The 17537-nt window shown below is 39.7% G+C and carries 10 protein-coding genes, 1 tRNA gene and 1 CRISPR repeat array; all 11 genes read right to left on the reverse strand.

What is annotated here, in order from left to right; all coding sequences use genetic code 11:
* Window positions 1-26: 26 nt before the first annotated feature.
* Window positions 27-7354: direct repeats of the CRISPR family, unit length 37 nt; unit sequence CTTCCAGATGCATCCATTTAGAAACTAGGATTGAAAC.
* Between the two features lie 393 nt (window positions 7355-7747).
* Window positions 7748-9016 carry a site-specific integrase gene (locus MED217_RS15455; RefSeq protein ID WP_009781485.1) on the reverse strand — a complete coding sequence of 423 codons (1269 nt, stop codon included), beginning with the start codon at window positions 9014-9016 and terminating at the stop codon, window positions 7748-7750.
* A gap of 234 nt (window positions 9017-9250) precedes the next feature.
* A tRNA-Arg gene (locus tag MED217_RS15460) sits at window positions 9251-9324 on the reverse strand.
* A gap of 2 nt (window positions 9325-9326) precedes the next feature.
* On the reverse strand, window positions 9327-9563 hold the full coding sequence (locus MED217_RS15465; protein WP_009781486.1) for a GIY-YIG nuclease family protein: 237 nt from the start codon (window positions 9561-9563) through the stop codon (window positions 9327-9329).
* Window positions 9564-9653: 90 nt separating this feature from the next.
* A complete protein-coding gene (locus MED217_RS15470; protein ID WP_009781487.1) occupies window positions 9654-9890 on the reverse strand; it encodes a GIY-YIG nuclease family protein in 237 nt (78 codons plus the stop codon).
* A 216-nt stretch (window positions 9891-10106) separates the two neighbouring features.
* On the reverse strand, window positions 10107-10217 hold the full coding sequence (locus MED217_RS19310) for a GIY-YIG nuclease family protein (protein ID WP_262494754.1): 111 nt from the start codon (window positions 10215-10217) through the stop codon (window positions 10107-10109).
* Between the two features lie 115 nt (window positions 10218-10332).
* Window positions 10333-10782 (reverse strand): GatB/YqeY domain-containing protein, encoded by a 450-nt coding sequence (locus MED217_RS15475; RefSeq protein ID WP_009781488.1) that lies wholly within the window; start codon window positions 10780-10782, stop codon window positions 10333-10335.
* Window positions 10783-10902: 120 nt separating this feature from the next.
* Window positions 10903-12939 carry a cell division protein FtsZ gene (gene ftsZ, locus MED217_RS15480; protein ID WP_009781489.1) on the reverse strand — a complete coding sequence of 679 codons (2037 nt, stop codon included), beginning with the start codon at window positions 12937-12939 and terminating at the stop codon, window positions 10903-10905.
* An 83-nt stretch (window positions 12940-13022) separates the two neighbouring features.
* Window positions 13023-14369: a cell division protein FtsA gene (gene ftsA, locus MED217_RS15485; RefSeq protein WP_009781490.1), complete on the reverse strand. Its 1347-nt coding sequence runs from the start codon at window positions 14367-14369 to the stop codon at window positions 13023-13025.
* 3 nt (window positions 14370-14372) lie between these two features.
* On the reverse strand, window positions 14373-15089 hold the full coding sequence (locus MED217_RS15490; protein ID WP_009781491.1) for a cell division protein FtsQ/DivIB: 717 nt from the start codon (window positions 15087-15089) through the stop codon (window positions 14373-14375).
* Window positions 15086-16435: a UDP-N-acetylmuramate--L-alanine ligase gene (gene murC / locus MED217_RS15495; RefSeq protein WP_009781492.1), complete on the reverse strand. Its 1350-nt coding sequence runs from the start codon at window positions 16433-16435 to the stop codon at window positions 15086-15088. Before murC ends, MED217_RS15490 begins: the two co-directional genes overlap by 4 nt.
* The gene (gene murG / locus MED217_RS15500) at window positions 16436-17530 is read right to left on the reverse strand and encodes an undecaprenyldiphospho-muramoylpentapeptide beta-N-acetylglucosaminyltransferase (protein WP_009781493.1); all 1095 of its coding nucleotides are present in this window, start codon (window positions 17528-17530) and stop codon (window positions 16436-16438) included.
* Window positions 17531-17537: the final 7 nt, after the last annotated feature.

The raw sequence follows: 17537 nt of genomic DNA on the forward strand, positions 1-17537 counted from the left end.
GACAGTAAACATCTGGAGGTTATCGGCTTCCAGATGCATCCATTTAGAAACTAGGATTGAAACAAACTCCCTACTTGATACGGTTTTTTAGGTTCAACAACTTCCAGATGCATCCATTTAGAAACTAGGATTGAAACACCGGTGCGGTGTAAACTACACCGTCGCTAGTTTTGTCTTCCAGATGCATCCATTTAGAAACTAGGATTGAAACCTTCCTCTTGAGGTTTCTCGTCTTTTTTCTTTGTAGCTTCCAGATGCATCCATTTAGAAACTAGGATTGAAACAAACCAACCCTATCTATTAATGTATTACTGAGTTCTCTTCCAGATGCATCCATTTAGAAACTAGGATTGAAACAGCATATTCTCAATCTCATTAGCTACAATTTGAGTGCTTCCAGATGCATCCATTTAGAAACTAGGATTGAAACGGTGAATTCAACCCTGACAATACAGGAGTAAATGACTTCCAGATGCATCCATTTAGAAACTAGGATTGAAACGCGCACCCGCTTATTTATCTGATTGGTACTTCATCACTTCCAGATGCATCCATTTAGAAACTAGGATTGAAACTTCAAGGATATTCTTGAAAAAAGATATGCTGATAACCTTCCAGATGCATCCATTTAGAAACTAGGATTGAAACCCTTCTCCTTTTTTCCGTCTTGATCTACCTCGTAATCTTCCAGATGCATCCATTTAGAAACTAGGATTGAAACAGTAAAACATATTTGAAGAACTCCCATTGCCGTAATCTTCCAGATGCATCCATTTAGAAACTAGGATTGAAACTAGCTTTTTGAACGTCTATAACGGTCTCGCATATGCTTCCAGATGCATCCATTTAGAAACTAGGATTGAAACTAAATAAAGACCGAAACACAGTAAGGCATAGTTATCTTCCAGATGCATCCATTTAGAAACTAGGATTGAAACGAATTGACTAAGCCTGTAGGAGAAACTACTAAAATCCTTCCAGATGCATCCATTTAGAAACTAGGATTGAAACTGGGAATTAGATTTTGGTAAAGAAAACTACAGATTCTTCCAGATGCATCCATTTAGAAACTAGGATTGAAACCAAATATGGACTTACGTAAAGAGTTAATTGATTTTTCTTCCAGATGCATCCATTTAGAAACTAGGATTGAAACCTGATGTTATCCCAGGTGTAATTTTGTGAAGTACCCTTCCAGATGCATCCATTTAGAAACTAGGATTGAAACATGCCTATGCAGCAGTTTTTGCAGATGGTTTCTAAACTTCCAGATGCATCCATTTAGAAACTAGGATTGAAACCTGTCTGGGAAAATAGCGTCTAAGGTTAATTTTGATCTTCCAGATGCATCCATTTAGAAACTAGGATTGAAACAGTTTTAGGATCTAGTGGCGGCGGTAGCGCTGCTGCAGCTTCCAGATGCATCCATTTAGAAACTAGGATTGAAACTGGCCGGTGATAAAGAACTGGCAAAAAACAGCGTGCGCTTCCAGATGCATCCATTTAGAAACTAGGATTGAAACTCCATATGTAAAAGAAAGCAATGCTGGGGTTATGGCTTCCAGATGCATCCATTTAGAAACTAGGATTGAAACAAAGTAGCTTAATTAAGTGCCGTTAAATAAAAACGGCTTCCAGATGCATCCATTTAGAAACTAGGATTGAAACATTATGCACGTTCACGTGATCGCGTGAAGGGTTTCACTTCCAGATGCATCCATTTAGAAACTAGGATTGAAACAAAAAGTTTACTAACAATCTAAATGATGTTGAACAGGCTTCCAGATGCATCCATTTAGAAACTAGGATTGAAACGAAAAGCAGGAGTTTGGCGGTGTTATTAAAGGCCGTCTTCCAGATGCATCCATTTAGAAACTAGGATTGAAACCTAATAATCGCAGCCGGAGTAGTTTATTCTGCTGCAACTTCCAGATGCATCCATTTAGAAACTAGGATTGAAACAAATACTTTGCTTCTATATCGCTAAAGCATAAAGACTTCCAGATGCATCCATTTAGAAACTAGGATTGAAACTCAAGTGTTGACTTTCGATGTGTTAATGAAATTCCTCTTCCAGATGCATCCATTTAGAAACTAGGATTGAAACTTTAAACGTCATTGAATCTGAATTGAAAATATTTACTTCCAGATGCATCCATTTAGAAACTAGGATTGAAACTCCTTCTCCAGTGTTTACCGGATTATTAGAAGGTACTTCCAGATGCATCCATTTAGAAACTAGGATTGAAACGATAAGCTACCTGCTCAAAACACAATTCAAGTTACCTTCCAGATGCATCCATTTAGAAACTAGGATTGAAACCTACTTGCATCTGTCACCAATGTCCTAAGCATATTCGCTTCCAGATGCATCCATTTAGAAACTAGGATTGAAACAACCAGAATACGGTTACATACCAGTTGACTAATGAACTTCCAGATGCATCCATTTAGAAACTAGGATTGAAACATTACTTTCTGATACCTCATATCACGCGCAAGATTCTTCCAGATGCATCCATTTAGAAACTAGGATTGAAACCAAACAGTTCTTTCGCACCTTTTGAAGATGGAATGCTTCCAGATGCATCCATTTAGAAACTAGGATTGAAACCTTGGTGGTGGTGACTTCAAAAAATCGGTTATTGATCTTCCAGATGCATCCATTTAGAAACTAGGATTGAAACAAAAATTAAAAGACTTTGCTTATCAAGAATATGGTACTTCCAGATGCATCCATTTAGAAACTAGGATTGAAACAAAGAAGCTTGGAGAGGAGCAAGAAAAGCTGTAAGCTTCCAGATGCATCCATTTAGAAACTAGGATTGAAACATTCTGCCTGCACATCTGCGTTTGCCGTCCAGTTTCTTCCAGATGCATCCATTTAGAAACTAGGATTGAAACTGACTACCCCTTAATTCAAATGATGCTTGATCCTGCTTCCAGATGCATCCATTTAGAAACTAGGATTGAAACGATTTACCTGAACCAAAGCCGCCAACAATACCCGTGTCTTCCAGATGCATCCATTTAGAAACTAGGATTGAAACTTACTTCATTGGCGATGAAGAGAACTTTGTAAGATCTTCCAGATGCATCCATTTAGAAACTAGGATTGAAACAAAAGTATGTGTAGCTCATTAGTTGAAGTTTTCAGGTCTTCCAGATGCATCCATTTAGAAACTAGGATTGAAACCAATCTCTAACCGGATTGAAGCGATTTGAAACCTTCTTCCAGATGCATCCATTTAGAAACTAGGATTGAAACTGAAAGTGCCTATGGTTACCCACCGGGCCCAAGCCGCTTCCAGATGCATCCATTTAGAAACTAGGATTGAAACTTGTCCGCTTTTTTGCCGGTGGTTTTCTCTTTCACTCTTCCAGATGCATCCATTTAGAAACTAGGATTGAAACTGAGTTGGGGACCACTGGATGCAAAAGGGAAGCCGGCTTCCAGATGCATCCATTTAGAAACTAGGATTGAAACATTAAAAATTAACCTTAAAAAAGACCACAAGCACTCTTCCAGATGCATCCATTTAGAAACTAGGATTGAAACAAGGACTGATATAAATCAATATAAAAAAGCTCTAACTTCCAGATGCATCCATTTAGAAACTAGGATTGAAACAGAAATGTATGGGCGTTATTACAAACGGATCTCATTCTTCCAGATGCATCCATTTAGAAACTAGGATTGAAACAATTAACCGCTTTTGCTGTTATACGGTCCTGCATAGCTTCCAGATGCATCCATTTAGAAACTAGGATTGAAACGAAGTTTCGCCTGGTTTCCATAGCGGTGTAAAAACTCTTCCAGATGCATCCATTTAGAAACTAGGATTGAAACTGGTTCTGAATGTTGTTAAGTTCTCATCTGTAGGCCTTCCAGATGCATCCATTTAGAAACTAGGATTGAAACGCTACTTCACCGTTTGAATAATAGATTTCATTTTTACTTCCAGATGCATCCATTTAGAAACTAGGATTGAAACGGTAACGCTTCCGGTTTCTTCTATGTAAATCTGTGCACTTCCAGATGCATCCATTTAGAAACTAGGATTGAAACGATAATGCTACATGGGATTATGAATTTTGCGGAAGCCTTCCAGATGCATCCATTTAGAAACTAGGATTGAAACTTTAAAAAGCAATTTGGAAACAATTGTAGTCGAAAAGCTTCCAGATGCATCCATTTAGAAACTAGGATTGAAACGCAAAAACCTTATTTAAGGTGAAATTTGAAGGCGTCTTCCAGATGCATCCATTTAGAAACTAGGATTGAAACGTCCACGTTTACCTAACACCGCATATCTTCAAGACGCTTCCAGATGCATCCTTTTAGAAACTTGGATTGAAACCCCTTTACCAGTAGTTTTACTGTTGCCATTTCCCGCTTCCAGATACATCCAATTAGAAACTAGGATCGAAACAAATGAAAATAAGAAAGTTGAACAAAAAGACCGGTTCTTCCAGATGCATCCATTTAGAAATTAGGATTGAAACGGGGCGTTTGTAACCGGTTTAAACGACAATTTAAGCTTCCAGATACATCCATTTAGAAACTTGGATTGAAACTGACACCGGAGGAAGCTAAAGAGCTGCGGGAACTATTTTCCAGATGCATCCATTTAGAAACTAGGATTGAAACACCGCATTGTTATACCCGCTAGCGATCCAGTTTGCAACTTCCAGATGCATCCAACTAGAAACTAGGATTAAAACAATTGAATGAATACTGCTGTGTAGTACGGCGGGCGGTCTTCCAAATGCATCCAATTAGAAACTAGGATTAAAACAATTGAATGAATACTGCTGTGTAGTACGGCGGGCGGTCTTCCAAATGCATCCAATTAGAAACTAGGATTGAAACACGCTTGCTGTTGTAGTTGTCGGCTCTGTAATGTACTTCCAGATGCATCCAATTAGAAACTAGGATTGAAACAGACGATCAATTATTAAACCCTCATCATCATTCACTAACTTCCAGATGCATCCAATTAGAAACTAGGATTGAAACTCAGCCTTCTTTTTTGCGCCTGTGGTAACTGTGGTTCTTCCAGATGCATCCAATTAGAAACTAGGATTGAAACCCATTTGCCGTTTACTTTAACGGTTGGGGCTATGTAGTCTTCCAGATGCATCCAATTAGAAACTAGGATTGAAACGGATTATGGGTTGAAGAGAACAAAGACATCTTGAAACAATCTTCCAGATGCATCCAATTAGAAACTAGGATTGAAACTCAATACCAAAACCTCTCACCATTTCTTGAAGCTTCTTCCAGATGCATCCAATTAGAAACTAGGATTGAAACCCGTTATGCTTAATTGATTTTGAGTAAACGCCCTCCCTTCCAGATGCATCCAATTAGAAACTAGGATTGAAACATAGCTTCAGACCATTCTGAATCATTTCTTAAGTTTCTTCCAGATGCATCCAATTAGAAACTAGGATTGAAACCTCACTAGGCCGCCTTGCTCCAGATCAAAATAAGCACTTCCAGATGCATCCAATTAGAAACTAGGATTGAAACTTAGGGTTGGTGATGGGTTTGGATATATGGGAGTTCTTCCAGATGCATCCAATTAGAAACTAGGATTGAAACGGGCTTTGGTTTTTAGCAATTATTCTCAAATAAGGGCTTCCAGATGCATCCAATTAGAAACTAGGATTGAAACTAGTGTACCGAGATTCTAAACAACAAACGGTATATCTTCCAGATGCATCCAATTAGAAACTAGGATTGAAACTTATTACTTGTAGTCGTATTTACTTTTCCTATCATACTTCCAGATGCATCCAATTAGAAACTAGGATTGAAACACGAGATAATAACAGAGATTGAAAACGAACTTAAAGCTTCCAGATGCATCCAATTAGAAACTAGGATTGAAACTAGAATACCCGTGGACATATGCCGATTGTGCACAGTCTTCCAGATGCATCCAATTAGAAACTAGGATTGAAACACCGGTATTACGCTTACTTATACCTTGCTGAGGTTCTTCCAGATGCATCCAATTAGAAACTAGGATTGAAACACGTACTTTAGTTTCTCAGCTTCAGTAAGTGAAGAACTTCCAGATGCATCCAATTAGAAACTAGGATTGAAACTAGATCGTTCTAATTCGCTGCGCATACGGGTGGTGATCTTCCAGATGCATCCAATTAGAAACTAGGATTGAAACTTAGAAACTTTCTCAAGCTCCTTAAGCGCAGATTTACTTCCAGATGCATCCAATTAGAAACTAGGATTGAAACACACTTTGCGCGCTTGCGGGATCTCTTTTGACGAACCTTCCAGATGCATCCAATTAGAAACTAGGATTGAAACAATTCTGCGTGTGACTGGTCCTGTTTGATGATGAGTCTTCCAGATGCATCCAATTAGAAACTAGGATTGAAACTAGTAGTCGGCATTCAATGAAAGCCCGCTATTTATCTTCCAGATGCATCCAATTAGAAACTAGGATTGAAACACCTTTGGTGATGCATACCGTACAGAAGAGCAGCAGCTTCCAGATGCATCCAATTAGAAACTAGGATTGAAACATGATGAGGAAGCGTGGTTTTCAAAGGATAAAAAGGCTTCCAGATGCATCCAATTAGAAACTAGGATTGAAACTGGACCGTGCGCGCAAAGCGACCGTGCCGGGAGCGCTTCCAGATGCATCCAATTAGAAACTAGGATTGAAACTCGTTAACATCAACAGCCAACAGTTTTTCTTCCGCCTTCCAGATGCATCCAATTAGAAACTAGGATTGAAACCGGCAATTTTTTCTTGATCAATTAAAGCAGCCTCATCTTCCAGATGCATCCAATTAGAAACTAGGATTGAAACAAACCTCATCATTCGCATTAAATGAATAATCGCGGCTTCCAGATGCATCCAATTAGAAACTAGGATTGAAACAATACATCATAATCATCTTCATATAAAGGGTACATCTTCCAGATGCATCCAATTAGAAACTAGGATTGAAACACCTAAACAACATATCGCCCCTTGAGTTCTTGAGACCTTCCAGATGCATCCAATTAGAAACTAGGATTGAAACGCCGTGCGCTGAAGTTGTCATAATCATTATAGATCCTTCCAGATCCATCCAATTAGAAACTAGGATTGAAACGTGAGTTCATTAACCCAGTTATTAAAAGCTCTTAAAACTTCCAGATGCATCCAATTAAAAACTAGGATTGAAACAAGCCCTCAGACCTTTTAAAACAGACTGAAAAACGACTTCCAGATGCATCCAATTAGAAGCTAGGATTGAAACCCGTAATGATAAAATCAAAAAGCATCAAGAGCAATTCTTCCAGATGCATCCAATTAGAAACTAGGATTGAAACAAGCCCTTACCCTGAGGAGCAACAGGCTTTTCTGCTTCCAGACCCATCCAATTAGAAATCAAGATTTAAATTACCGTCCTTATCCTATCAGTGTTCATGTAAATCTTTCAATTTTAACCAATAAAAATTATAGATAATTTTTGATTTAGTCCATTACTCTCGCAGACGGTAAACGAAGGGTATTAGTCAGGAAATAGCTGTAACTGCTAACTCGAACAGCGCCGGGATAAGTACCCTGAAAAATAAAGAGGCTTTCCTGAGTAATCAGGCAGCCTCTTCTAGTTTTACAATTCGTAAATAAGAATAAATATTTAAAAAGTATTTGTTTTCCTTTAGAGTGAATACTATTGCCCCACCAATTGAATTCAAATGGAGATTCTCTGATTCGCTAAATCATCTGATAATTTTTAAATTAGAAATTGGCCGTTTAGGTGTTTTACTTTTGGATTGCAAAACTTCTTGAAGTTTGTTCATATCCTCTTCTACTTTTTTGTCTAAAACACGGGCATAGATCTGTGTAGTTGCTATTTTGGTATGTCCTAAAAGCTTAGAAACGGTTTCTATGGGCATTCCATTACTCAGTGTCACCGTTGTAGCAAACGTATGACGTGCCATATGGAACGTCAGATTCTTGGTAAGTCCACAAGCCTCCGCAATTTCTTTTAAATATAAATTGGCGCGCTCATTGGTTATAGGTGGGAATAAAGTACCTGAAACTTCTGTTAATGGATGCTCCCTATACTTTTCAATAAGCCTAAGAGCCGTAGGCATTAAAGGTACTTTTACACGGGTATTTGTTTTCTGTCTATTCGTGACAATCCATTTTTTATCGTCTTCACCCTTCCAGATATTATTAGGTGTTAGCTTGTTTAAATCCGCATAACTGATTCCGGTATAACAACTAAACAAAAAAAGATCACGAACACGCTCTAAACGCTCTAATGGAAATTCATAGGTAGCCAAATTAGACAATTCGTGTTCAGAGAGGAATTCACGATCTGTTTTTTCAAAGGTCGTTTTCCAGCGTCTAAACGGATCCTTGTCCAGCCACTCTAAATGATAAGCGAGTCGAATCATTTTGCGTAGCCGCTGAATGTGTTTCATCACCGTATTGTGACTCATAGCTCTTGGATGCCCTTTAGGATAGTATTGCACCAAAAAGCTCTCAAAATCGCAAATAAACTTATAATCCAATCGCGAAAGAAAGATATCCTCAAGCTTATTTGATTTTAAGAATTTGAGAACATAGTTTTCCGTAATTTGAAAATTCCGAATAGTGCCCTTAGCAAGTGTGCCCTTGATTTTCTCACTGTGATAATCGATCAATTGAACAAGTGTTTTAGTGCTTTTATCATCCCCCATAAAATAATCCTTGATCATTTGAGCCGTTAGCACCTTATCTGCTGCTTTCAGCTCCATATAGCTTTGATACAATTGAGATTTGGTCAGATCAAGATATTGATTCAGTTGTTTAGCCATAACCGAGTTACCAAGAACCCGTTTACTTTGACTATCCCATAATTCTAGAGGAACATTTCGTTTGAGACTAATGCTTAATCTCTTTTGATCCATGGTGATTCGTGCATAAATAAGCACTTCTCCATTTTTGTTTTTGCGTGTATCAGCCCAAAACTGAATTGAAAAGGTTTTTGAAGTTCGCATAGCTTTTGATTTAAATTAAACTTGATTGTTACGAAAGTCAAATCCAATCCCATCAAAACTCGTAAAGAGGTAGTTTTCTCAGCGGTTAAAAATTGTTACCGCGAAGGAAAAACGTTACCATATTGCTACCATTTAAACTGAAATCACTTCAAATTAAATGATAGCCTAAAAACTTGAAAACCACGTATTTAATAAAAATACGTGGTTTTTGCATCCATTTATTTGGACCTTTTGTGACCCCGGAGGGATTCAAACCCCCAACCCTCAGAGCCGAAATCTGATGCGCTATTCAGTTGCGCCACGGGGCCAGTTACACTATTCTTCTTAAAAATTCACGCCCAACTCCAGATTTCAAATATTTCTCATATTCTCTTGCTTCTAATCTGGAAGTAAAGCCCTTACTATAAACCAATTTCCACGGGAGAAATCCTTTTGTTGATCTATTTTCTCCTCGGTTATGCTGTATTAGTCTTTCTTCTACATCTTCAGCCATGCCTTTATAGAGCCGACCATCTTTTAAACTTTGTAAAACATAGACAAAATACATCCTTACAATATTTCAATCTTAACCCCAGAGCCGAAACCTGCCTGCCGGCAGGCAGGTCTGATGCGCTATTCAGTTGCGCCACGGGGCCAGTTACACTATTCTTCTTAAAAATTCACGCCCAACTCCAGATTTCAAATATTTCTCATATTCTCTTGCTTCTAATCTGGAAGTAAAGCCCTTACTATAAACCAATTTCCACGGGAGAAATCCTTTTGTTGATCTATTTTCTCCTCGGTTATGCTGTATTAGTCTTTCTTCTACATCTTCAGACATGCCTTTATAGAGCCGACCATCTTTTAAACTTTGTAAAACATAGACAAAATACATCCTTACAATATTTCAATCTCAACCCCAAAGCCGAAACCTGCCTGCCGGCAGGCAGGTCTGATGCGCTATTCAGTTGCGCCACGGGGCCAGTTACACTATTCTTCTTAAAAATTCACGCCCAACTCCAGATTTCAAATATTTCTCATATTCTCTTGCTTCTAATCTGGAAGTAAAGCCCTTACTATAAACCAATTTCCACGGGAGAAATCCTTTTGTTTATCTATTTTCTCCTCGGTTATGCTGTATTAGTCTTTCTTCTACATCTTCGGACATGCCTTTATAGAGCCGACCATCTTTTAAACTTTGTAAAACATAGACAAAATACATCCTTCCAATATTTCAATCTCAACCCCAGAGCCGAAACCTGCCTGCCGGCAGGCAGGTCTGATGCGCTATTCAGTTGCGCCACGGAGCCTATTTATTTCGCTAATGCGAAAAATCGTTATGCTAATTTACGTTTTACAATTGTAGAAATTGTTTTTCCATCTGCTTTTCCGGCAAGTTCCTGAGACGCAAGCCCCATCACCTTGCCCATATCCTGCATGCCTGATGCTCCGGTCTTCTCGATAATTGAAGCGACTACTTCTTCTATCTTCTCCTCGCTCAACTGCTCTGGTAAAAACTGCTCGATAACCGCAGCCTGATCCAGCTCTTCCTGAGCCATCTCCTCTCGACCTTGCTCTTGATATACCGCTGCACTATCCTTGCGCTGCTTAACCAATTTTTGAAGCATCTTGATCTCTTGTTCTTCAGACAATTCTTCTCCTGCTCCACTTTCAGTTTGAGCAGTAAGAATAGCCGATTTAATAGCGCGTAAAGAAGCAAGTGCATTTTGATCTTTTGCTTTCATTGCTGCTTTCATCGCCGTCATTACTTCGGTCTGTAAACTCATGATCTTCTATTTTTTTGGAGAGCGAATATAGCCAAAATTCAGCTTTCACACTATAGTAAAATTAAAAAAGAAAGGCCGCTAGTTCTCACTAACGGCCGCTCCTACATCGGTTTTTACTAACTAATCGACATTATCGTGTAAAAATGAATTGTTTCTACGCAATTGCATTTCGTCATTTTCATCTGTACTTAATGAGGTACGCGAAATAGATCCTTTTGAATTCGGGGCGTCATCCAGGTTTACACCCATACGCTTATAAGCCGGTTGCTTTTCTATCTCATCAATACGAGACTGATTGCTATGAAACTTATAATTGAATTCTTTCATCATACGTCTACGCTCTGCCGCACGCTCTGTGAGCAATTGAGAAATAGGTGTATTCATAGGATTCTCATCCTCCTCTTTGATCGCTTGTTCTTCTTTTTCAGCAGGCGCTACAACTTTACGCTCAAAAGCAATCTCTTCTTCTTGCTTTTTTGGCGCCTCAACCGGCTTCTTTTGAGTAGGCTGCGCTGTGTTAAGATGATCTTCCATCTCCATATAATCATCAAGGCTATAACGCTTTTCTCCGTTTTCATTCACTTCGGTAACCGAAACGATTTCTACCGGATTATTGACCTCTATATCATTAATATCATCATCAAGACTGTATACAATTTCCTCTTCTTCTTCAAAAGCTTCAGTAATTTGTGGCTCTTCCTTTTGCTCTTCATTTAATGGAAGGTCAAAAGATAGCGTAAATTGCTCCTCTTCTTCCTGACTGAAAAGATCTACTTGCTTTTCCTGAGGCTCTTCAACGCTTACTATTTTAAATTCTAATTCCTCCTCTTCGGGTTCGTAAACACTTTCGATCTCTGGTTCTGAATGGTCTAGAACCTCTTCATAAACCACTTGAAGATTTCTGATCAACTCGGTGGTAGGAATCAAATCCATTTGTGATTTTGGAGCTTCTTTCTTAGGCTTGTTTACCATCAAATCCATTGGATCATCAGTATCATCAAGCGTGTGAACGATAGGCTTTTTTTCTGGCGCAGGCGCTTCCTTTTTAGGAGCAGGTGTGTCAAAATTTAACGTTCCACCGGTATTTTTAGGAGATAAATCGTGTTGTGCACGTTGTTCATCTTCTAAGGTGTGAATGATCTTCTTGGTTTCGGTATTAACGATATCATTTTGTTGTTCTACGTTAAACCCCGTAGCGATAATCGTTACCGAGATCGCATCTCCAAGACTTTCTTCTTCACCTACACCCATAATGATATTCGCGCTGTGACCTGCTTCATCTTGAATGTGATCGTTGATCTCACCGATCTCATCAATAGTGATCTCTTCGGTTCCTGAAACGATAAGCAACAATACGTTCTTGGCACCGGTAATTTTATTGTCATTCAATAATGGTGAGTCTAATGCTTTCCTGATGGCGTCCTGAGCACGACTTGCACCACTAGCATTAGCACTACCCATAATAGCGGTTCCACTATTACTCAATACGGTTTTTGCATCACGAAGGTCAATGTTTTGCGTGTAGTGATGCGTGATCACTTCGGCAATACCTCTTGAAGCTGTAGCAAGAACTTCGTCTGCTTTGCTAAATCCCGCCTTAAAACCAAGATTTCCATATACCTCTCGCAATTTATTGTTGTTGATCACGATAAGCGAATCAACGTGAGAACGTAATTTTTCAACTCCTAGCTGCGCTTGTTCATTACGCATTTTACCTTCAAACTGAAACGGAATCGTCACAATACCCACGGTAAGTACATCCATCTCTTTTGACATTTTTGCAATCACAGGAGCTGCTCCGGTCCCGGTACCACCGCCCATTCCGGCAGTGATAAATACCATTTTGGTATTGGTTCCCAGCATCTGTTTTACATCTTCAGAGCTCTCGATAGCTGCTTTCTCACCAACTTCTGGATTGGCTCCTGCACCTAGACCTTCGGTTAGGCTCACACCCAACTGAATTTTAATAGGCACCGGACTGTTCTCTAAAGCTTGTGCATCTGTGTTACAAACTACAAAGTCTACTCCTTTAATTCCTTGGCTAAACATATGGTTGATGGCATTACTACCTCCACCGCCTACGCCAATCACTTTGATGACGTTGCTCTGATTTTTTGGTAAATCAAACGAAATGTTTTCAAAATCTGTGTTGCTCATAATATGTCGTTTTACCGGTTGTTTCTTGTGTTTTCTCTTTTTCTATTGGCTTTAATAAACGTATTTCGCTTATCTCTTTTTTTCTATTCTGCGTTATCTAAGAAGTCTTTAAACTTCTCTGCCCAAGTATCAAAAATGCTTTTACGCTGTTTCTTAGGCTCTTGAGGGTTTTCTTCTTCCTCGTTAGTTTCATCTTCCAAAAGGGGCTCGATCACAGGCTCTTCTTCTACAACTGCCGTATCCTGAGGCTCGTCATCCTCACTATTATGCTGATGCTCTAAGCTATTCATCACCAAACCGACTGCCGTCGCGTACAACGGACTCGTAGTTTCAGAATCGCTATCGCCTGCCAAGTGTTCGTTAGGATAGCCAATACGCGTATCCATCCCGGTGATGTACTCTACCAGTTGCTTTAAATGCTTCAGTTGTGAACCCCCACCGGTAAGTACAATCCCTGCAATAAGTTTTTTCTTTTGTTCCTCGTGACCATAATTCTTAATCTCGAGATACACTTGCTCAACGATCTCTACCACGCGTGCGTGAATGATCTTAGAGAGGTTTTTAAGCGTAATTTCTTTAGGCTCTCTACCACGTAATCCAGGGATAGAAACGATCTCGTTATCTTTATTTTCACCCGGCCACGCTGAACCAAATTTTATTTTAAGAAGCTCTGCCTGCTTTTCTATAATGCTGCATCCCTCTTTAATATCTTCAGTGATCACATTACCACCAAAAGGAATTACCGCCGTATGCCGAATGATTCCATCCTTAAAAATGGCAAGATCTGTTGTACCACCTCCTATATCAATAAGTGCGACTCCCGCTTCTTTTTCTTCCTGACTCAACACTGCATTTGCTGACGCTAACGGCTCTAGTGTAATTTTATCAAGGTTAAGCCCCGCACTTTTTACACAACGACCAATGTTGCGTATGCTGCTCACCTGACCTACAACCACGTGGAAATTGGCCTCTAACCTCCCACCATACATCCCGATAGGTTGTGTGATTTCAGCTTGACCATCCACTTTATATTCCTGCGGAAGCACGTGAATAATCTCTTCTCCCGGAAGCATCACCAGTTTATGCACCTGGTTACAAAGCATATCGATATCCTTAGGACCAATAACTTGATCTGCATCTGCCCGAGTGATGTAATCGCTATGTTGCAAGCTGCGTATGTGTTGACCTGCGATACCTACAACCACATCTTCAATTTTCATCCCAGAAACACTCTCAGCTTCCTGCACAGCTTGTTGGATAGACTGAATCGTCTGAGTAATATTATTTACTACACCACGATGCACGCCTAAACTCTTGGATTTACCAATACCTAAGATCTCAAGCTTCTGATACTCGTTGTACCGGCCTATCATCGCCACAATCTTAGTGGTACCAATATCCAATCCTACTGCTATGTCCTTATGCTCCATAACTTACTTTTTTGTCCCTACGACCTGCCCTTTAAAACGCAAATCAATACTTTTATAAACTTCAAGACTATTGTCTTTAATCGCCTTTTGATAGAATGCCTTGTAATTTGAAAACTTACTCGACAACTGCTCTATCTTGCCTACGATAACTTTATAATTCAACACGCGAAGTGTTAGGCTATAATCGCCGGTTTTATCTCTAGAAATACCAACAACCTGAGTTGCAAGTACATTATCTTCTTGTAAATAGTTTAAAAGTGGATAAATCTCATTCACCTGCTCTTTTGAAACACCGGTCACCAAAGGCACACGGGCAGAATAATTAGTTGACAAAGGCATGGTTTTACCTTCTTCATCGATATAAAATGGGGTCTTTGTCTGAACTCGAGCTAATGGTTTTCTCTGCTTTACGGTCGCTCCCACCACACCATCTAATGTCATATAAACATCTGCATCGGCGATCATAGCATGCGCATCGAGTTTATCTTCGAGGTCTTTCAAATCTAAAATTTCTTTGTTCTGTCCCTCAATAGGTTTCCCGTTTTGTATCAACAATTTATCAACCGATTCGGCTGTAACAAAGAGGTTTGCACCTGCTTCAAAATTTACTTTAACTTCTTTTACTTTTCGGTTTGCATTGCGTTTGTGCGTAAAGGCAACCAAACCCAAGGTAACCGCGACCAAAACCAACATCCTTATGTAAAACCAATTGATTTTCATACCGCTAATGTTTTAGTCAGTTTTAAAATCTCCTCACCTATATCTCCAGCTCCCATCATCACTTTTACAGTGGCTTTTGACGCCTGCAACTTCTCTTCCAGTTGTGCTTTTGAAATAACTTCTTTTCGCGTAAGCGGAATTAACTCCAATAACTTTTCAGAAGTAACATCTTCTATAGGTTCTTCCCGAGCCGGATAGATATCTAAAAGCAGCAACTCATCAAACTGTGCTAAACTTGCTGCAAAATCTTCCATAAAATCACGCGTACGACTGAATAAATGCGGCTGAAAAACTGCCAAAACCCGCTTGTTTGGGTACATCTCTCGTACAGCGCTATGCACTGCATTTATTTCGGCAGGGTGATGCGCATAATCATCAATAAGCACCTCATTTGCCTTTTTAATACGATACGTAAACCTGCGATTAACACCTTTGAATGCAAACAGAGCTTTGGCGAGCTTATCGGCAGGGCAGCCGTAATGTAAAGCCATCGCCAAAGCGGTTGTCGCATTAGACAAATTATGTCTACCAGGCAGGTTAAGCACTAAATCTTCAATAAGCCCATCGGGATGTTTTAAATCAAAATGATAGGCCCCGTTTTCTATTTTTATATTTAAAGCCGCATAGACGGAATCGTCTTCTATACCTACGGTAATTCCGTCTAGTGGTAGTCCGTTTTTTACAAACAGCACACCATCTTCTTTGACTTGAGCTGCAAAATCTCTGAAGCTTTTGTGCAAGGCTTCGGCATCGCCGTAAATATCCAAATGATCTGCATCCATCGAAGTGATTGCTGCGATATTAGGGTACAGTTGCATAAACGAGCGATCAAACTCATCTGCTTCTACCACCACGATTTCCTCACCGTGCTGAATCAAATTACTTTGATAATTTTCTGCAATTCCGCCTAAAAAAGCGGTAACCGGCAGCTTACAAAATGCCATCAAATGACCAAGCATCGCACTGGTTGTGGTTTTGCCATGAGTTCCTGCGACTGCTAAGCAGAATTTCTCCTGAGTCAACCAGCCTAAAACTTCAGCGCGCTTTTTAATTTGAAATCCTTCAGCCAAATAAAACTGATAGGCTTTATGTGCTTTAGGAACCGCAGGCGTATATACCACCAGCGTTTTTTCTGAGGTTTTAAATTCCGTAGGAATCGCTTCAGCAGCATCTTGATAACTTATGACGATTCCAAGCTCTTCAAGCGATTTTGTGATCTGCGAAGGTGTTTTATCATAGCCCGCCACTTTCTTCCCGGCAGCTTGAAAATATCGCGCGAGCGCGCTCATCCCAATTCCGCCTATGCCGATGAAATAAATATGCGATATGTGATCAAGCGTTTTCACCTACTGCTTTAATAATTTTTCTACTTCGTTTACAATATGTTGCGTTGCCTGTGGCAATGCGATCTTTTTAATGTTTTCACCCAAAAGCTGTTGCTTAGCTTCATCGTGCACAAGCGCTTTAAAAACAGGTTCAAAATCTGCTTTTACATCTTTTTCTTTGAGCAGGATCGCTGCATCCTTAGACACAATCGCCTCTGCATTTTTGGTCTGATGATCTTCAGCCACATTGGGAGACGGTATAAAAATTACCGGTTTTCCTACCAACGCCAACTCTGATACCGATCCCGCACCTGCTCTGCTTATAATGATATCAGCAGCTGCATAAGCCAGATTCATCGTGTCGATGTATGGCAACACCTGCACATCCTCAACGACATTATGCTTTTTATATTCTTCATAGTACAACTGCCCACTTTGCCAGATGATTTGCACCTCTTGATCAAGAATAAACTGCAGCTCGCTATCGATCAATTTATTAATCGCTCTAGCACCAAGACTTCCGCCTAAAATCAACAAGGTTTTTTTATCCTTTTTTAGACCGAATTTTTCTATGCCCTGTTCGCGCATCGTTTCAATAGCCAACAAATCCTGTCGCACCGGATTTCCTGTTTTTACAATTTTTTCCTGCGGAAAAAACTGCTGCATCCCATCGTAGGCGACACAGATCTTCTGTACTTTTTTTGCCAAAAGCTTATTGGTAATTCCCGCAAAACTATTTTGCTCTTGAATCAATGCCGGTACGTTGTATCGTGTTGCCATCTCAAGCAAAGGACCACTTGCAAAACCACCGGTACCAATTACTGCATCGGGTTTGAATCTTCTGATAATTCCTGCCGACTTGAATAAACTACTGATCAGTTTAAATGGAAACATCAAATTTGACCAGGTCAACTTTCGTTGAATTCCGGCTATCCAAAGTCCTTTGATCTCGTAACCTGCTTTAGGCACTTTTTCCATTTCCATACGATCTTGAGACCCCACAAAAAGGAATTCCGCTTGCGGATACTTTGCTTTCAAAGCATCAGCAATCGCAATCGCCGGATAAATATGCCCCCCGGTTCCGCCTCCTGATAGTATAAATTTATAGTTCTTCAAATCTTTA

The sequence above is a fragment of the Leeuwenhoekiella blandensis MED217 genome (assembly GCF_000152985.1).
In the GTDB taxonomy this organism is placed as follows: domain Bacteria; phylum Bacteroidota; class Bacteroidia; order Flavobacteriales; family Flavobacteriaceae; genus Leeuwenhoekiella; species Leeuwenhoekiella blandensis.